The organism is Arthrobacter ginsengisoli (genome assembly GCF_031456935.1).
Taxonomy (GTDB): Bacteria; Actinomycetota; Actinomycetes; order Actinomycetales; family Micrococcaceae; genus Arthrobacter; species Arthrobacter ginsengisoli.
On the sequence record NZ_JAVDVQ010000054.1, the window covers coordinates 1 to 5,406 of the forward strand.

Consider the following 5,406-nt stretch of genomic DNA (forward strand, 5'->3'; position numbering starts at 1 on the left):
TGTGTCTGTTGTTTGAGAACTCAATAGTGTGCCAAGTTTGTTGATACCAATTTATTGTAATGGATTGGTTGAATTGACTGGATTGCGCCACCCCGTGGTGTGGTCTGGTTTTTACAGCTGGTTTCAAATTTTGTGCAGCCGGCGCGTCCCGTTTTCCCGGGGGTGTTGGTTGTGTCTGTTTTACTTCAACGGAGAGTTTGATCCTGGCTCAGGATGAACGCTGGCGGCGTGCTTAACACATGCAAGTCGAACGATGACCCGGTGCTTGCACCGGTGATTAGTGGCGAACGGGTGAGTAACACGTGAGTAACCTGCCCTTAACTCTGGGATAAGCCTGGGAAACTGGGTCTAATACCGGATATGACTCCTCATCGCATGGTGGGGGGTGGAAAGCTTTATTGTGGTTTTGGATGGACTCGCGGCCTATCAGCTTGTTGGTGAGGTAATGGCTCACCAAGGCGACGACGGGTAGCCGGCCTGAGAGGGTGACCGGCCACACTGGGACTGAGACACGGCCCAGACTCCTACGGGAGGCAGCAGTGGGGAATATTGCACAATGGGCGAAAGCCTGATGCAGCGACGCCGCGTGAGGGATGACGGCCTTCGGGTTGTAAACCTCTTTCAGTAGGGAAGAAGCGAAAGTGACGGTACCTGCAGAAGAAGCGCCGGCTAACTACGTGCCAGCAGCCGCGGTAATACGTAGGGCGCAAGCGTTATCCGGAATTATTGGGCGTAAAGAGCTCGTAGGCGGTTTGTCGCGTCTGCCGTGAAAGTCCGGGGCTCAACTCCGGATCTGCGGTGGGTACGGGCAGACTAGAGTGATGTAGGGGAGACTGGAATTCCTGGTGTAGCGGTGAAATGCGCAGATATCAGGAGGAACACCGATGGCGAAGGCAGGTCTCTGGGCATTAACTGACGCTGAGGAGCGAAAGCATGGGGAGCGAACAGGATTAGATACCCTGGTAGTCCATGCCGTAAACGTTGGGCACTAGGTGTGGGGGACATTCCACGTTTTCCGCGCCGTAGCTAACGCATTAAGTGCCCCGCCTGGGGAGTACGGCCGCAAGGCTAAAACTCAAAGGAATTGACGGGGGCCCGCACAAGCGGCGGAGCATGCGGATTAATTCGATGCAACGCGAAGAACCTTACCAAGGCTTGACATGAACCGGAAACGCCTGGAAACAGGTGCCCCGCTTGCGGTCGGTTTACAGGTGGTGCATGGTTGTCGTCAGCTCGTGTCGTGAGATGTTGGGTTAAGTCCCGCAACGAGCGCAACCCTCGTTCTATGTTGCCAGCGCGTGATGGCGGGGACTCATAGGAGACTGCCGGGGTCAACTCGGAGGAAGGTGGGGACGACGTCAAATCATCATGCCCCTTATGTCTTGGGCTTCACGCATGCTACAATGGCCGGTACAAAGGGTTGCGATACTGTGAGGTGGAGCTAATCCCAAAAAGCCGGTCTCAGTTCGGATTGGGGTCTGCAACTCGACCCCATGAAGTCGGAGTCGCTAGTAATCGCAGATCAGCAACGCTGCGGTGAATACGTTCCCGGGCCTTGTACACACCGCCCGTCAAGTCACGAAAGTTGGTAACACCCGAAGCCGGTGGCCTAACCCCTTGTGGGAGGGAGCTGTCGAAGGTGGGACTGGCGATTGGGACTAAGTCGTAACAAGGTAGCCGTACCGGAAGGTGCGGCTGGATCACCTCCTTTCTAAGGAGCACCTACAGCCACCGTGCCTCATGTATGTGAGTGTGGCGGGGTTGTCAGGAGTAGGCCCGCTGCGCAGGCGATTGTTCTGCGGCGGGTGCTCACGGGTGGAATATCAACAAATAGGTGCCTGGCGGCACAGGCCGGCAGCAAGTACGGACGGGTTCCCCTCGGGGTCCCTGTCCTGGAACGCTCGCCGGAATGAACTGCCGGGTAGTGTTTGGCACACTGTTGGGTCCTGAGACAACAGGACCATGGCGCGGCCGCGTTGCTCTTCCTTTGGTGGGGTGCGTGGTGGTGGTGTGGGATGTGTGTTTCTGGTTTCCTGGCTGCACCGAGCACGCATGTGAGTGTGTGGGGTGTGTGGTACGGGGTTGTTGTTTGAGAACTACATAGTGGACGCGAGCATCTTTTATAAGAAGCAATTTCCAAGAATATGAACCTGGATCTGTGTCGTGGATGGTGGTGCCCTTTTAGGGTGGTGCTGTGTGCGGCGTCAGTTTCTGTGGTTCTCTCGTGAATTAGTTTTTTTGATCTTTTGTGGTCAAGTTTTTAAGAGCACACGGTGGATGCCTTGGCATTAGGAGCCGAAGAAGGACGTAGGAATCTGCGATAAGCCTGGGGGAGTCGATAACCGGACTGTGATCCCAGGGTGTCCGAATGGGGAAACCCCGCCAGGGGCGCGAGCTGCCTGGTGACCCGCATCTGAACACATAGGGTGCGTGGAGGGAACGCGGGGAAGTGAAACATCTCAGTACCCGCAGGAAGAGAAAACAATAGTGATTCCGTCAGTAGTGGCGAGCGAACGCGGATCAGGCTAAACCGTTCCATGTGTGATAGCCGGCGGGCGTTGCATGGTCGGGGTTGTGGGACTTCCCATTCTGTCTCTGCCGGGACAGTGGGGTGTGTAGTGCAGGCATAGGTGAACGGTCTTGAAAGGCCGGCCAGAGAGGGTGTGAGCCCCGTAACCGAAATGTTGTGCACCGCCCGGGGGGTATCCCAAGTAGCACGGGGCCCGAGAAATCCCGTGCGAATCTGTCAGGACCACCTGATAAGCCTAAATACTCCCTAATGACCGATAGCGGACCAGTACCGTGAGGGAAAGGTGAAAAGTACCCCGGGAGGGGAGTGAAACAGTACCTGAAACCGTGTGCTTACAATCCGTCGGAGCAACCGCAGCTTGCTGTGTAGTTGTGACGGCGTGCCTTTTGAAGAATGAGCCTGCGAGTTAGTGTTACGTCGCGAGGTTAACCCGTGTGGGGAAGCCGTAGCGAAAGCGAGTCTGAACAGGGCGTTGCAGTGGCGTGATCTAGACCCGAAGCGAAGTGATCTACCCATGGCCAGGTTGAAGCGACGGTAAGACGTCGTGGAGGACCGAACCCACTTCAGTTGAAAATGGAGGGGATGAGCTGTGGGTAGGGGTGAAAGGCCAATCAAACTTCGTGATAGCTGGTTCTCCCCGAAATGCATTTAGGTGCAGCGTTGCGTGTTTCTTACCGGAGGTAGAGCTACTGGATGGCTAATGGGCCCTACAAGGTTACTGACGTCAGCCAAACTCCGAATGCCGGTAAGTGAGAGCGCAGCAGTGAGACTGTGGGGGATAAGCTTCATAGTCGAGAGGGAAACAGCCCAGACCACCAACTAAGGCCCCTAAGCGTGTGCTAAGTGGGAAAGGATGTGGAGTTGCGAAGACAACCAGGAGGTTGGCTTAGAAGCAGCCATCCTTAAAAGAGTGCGTAATAGCTCACTGGTCAAGTGATTCCGCGCCGACAATGTAGCGGGGCTCAAGTACACCGCCGAAGTTGTGGATTTCAGACAATAGCCAAGCCCTTGTGGTTCAGGCGTCTGGAGTGGTAGGGGAGCGTCGTGTGGGCAGTGAAGTCGCGGTGTAAACCAGCGGTGGAGCCTACACGAGTGAGAATGCAGGCATGAGTAGCGAAAGACGGGTGAGAAACCCGTCCGCCGAATGATCAAGGGTTCCAGGGTCAAGCTAATCTGCCCTGGGTAAGTCGGGACCTAAGGCGAGGCCGACAGGCGTAGTCGATGGACAACGGGTTGATATTCCCGTACCGGCGAAAAACCGCCCATGCTGAACAGGGGATACTAACCGCCCGAAACCTGCCCGACCGCCCTTGTGGTGGAAGGGTTTTGGTGGAGCGCGGGACCTGATCCTGGGAGGCAAGCGTATTAACAGGTGTGACGCAGGAAGGTAGCCGAGCCGGGCGATGGTTGTCCCGGTCTAAGGATGTAGGGCGAACGGTAGGCAAATCCGCCGTTCATGATGCCTGAGATCTGATGGGACTCCCGTAAGGGGGGATTCGGTGATCCTATGCTGCCGAGAAAAGCATCGACGCGAGGTTTTAGCCGCCCGTACCCCAAACCGACACAGGTGATCAGGTAGAGAATACTAAGGCGATCGAGAGAATTATGGTTAAGGAACTCGGCAAAATGCCCCCGTAACTTCGGGAGAAGGGGGGCCCCCATCGTGATGGACACCAGCTGTCCGGAGCGTGCAGGGGCCGCAGAGACCAGGGGGAAGCGACTGTTTACTAAAAACACAGGTCCGTGCGAAGTCGCAAGACGATGTATACGGACTGACTCCTGCCCGGTGCTGGAAGGTTAAGAGGACCGGTTAGCCGCAAGGCGAAGCTGAGAATTCAAGCCCCAGTAAACGGCGGTGGTAACTATAACCATCCTAAGGTAGCGAAATTCCTTGTCGGGTAAGTTCCGACCTGCACGAATGGAGTAACGACTTCCCCGCTGTCTCAACCATAAACTCGGCGAAATTGCAGTACGAGTAAAGATGCTCGTTACGCGCAGCAGGACGGAAAGACCCCGAGACCTTTACTATAGTTTGGTATTGGTGTTCGGAGTGGCTTGTGTAGGATAGGTGGGAGACGTTGAAGCCCGGACGCCAGTTCGGGTGGAGTCATCGTTGAAATACCACTCTGGTCACTTTGGACATCTAACTTCGGCCCGTAATCCGGGTCAGGGACAGTGCCTGATGGGTAGTTTAACTGGGGCGGTTGCCTCCTAAAAAGTAACGGAGGCGCCCAAAGGTTCCCTCAGCCTGGTTGGCAATCAGGTGTCGAGTGTAAGTGCACAAGGGAGCTTGACTGTGAGAGAGACATCTCGAGCAGGGACGAAAGTCGGGACTAGTGATCCGGCGGTACATTGTGGAATGGCCGTCGCTCAACGGATAAAAGGTACCTCGGGGATAACAGGCTGATCTTGCCCAAGAGTCCATATCGACGGCATGGTTTGGCACCTCGATGTCGGCTCGTCGCATCCTGGGGCTGGAGTAGGTCCCAAGGGTTGGGCTGTTCGCCCATTAAAGCGGTACGCGAGCTGGGTTTAGAACGTCGTGAGACAGTTCGGTCCCTATCCGCTGCGCGCGCAGGAAATTTGAGAAGGGCTGTCCTTAGTACGAGAGGACCGGGACGGACGAACCTCTGGTGTGTCAGTTGTACTGCCAAGTGCACCGCTGATTAGCTACGTTCGGATGGGATAACCGCTGAAAGCATCTAAGCGGGAAGCTCGCTTCGAGATGAGATTTCCATACACCTTGTGTGTGAGAGGCCCCCAGCCAGACCACTGGGTTGATAGGCCGGATGTGGAAGCGAGGACTAACGACTCGTGAAGCTGACCGGTACTAATAGGCCGATAACTTACACCACACACCCCCTCCCGCGAACCCG

The 5,406-nt window shown here is 55.8% G+C and carries 2 rRNA genes; both read left to right on the top strand.

From position 1 onward, the window contains the following. The first annotated feature begins 185 nt into the window (after window positions 1-185). Window positions 186-1,711, top strand: a 16S ribosomal RNA gene (locus tag J2X01_RS21840). A 539-nt stretch (window positions 1,712-2,250) separates the two neighbouring features. Further along, a 23S ribosomal RNA gene (locus tag J2X01_RS21845) occupies window positions 2,251-5,385 on the top strand. Together the 16S and 23S rRNA genes form the textbook arrangement of a ribosomal RNA operon. Window positions 5,386-5,406: the final 21 nt, after the last annotated feature.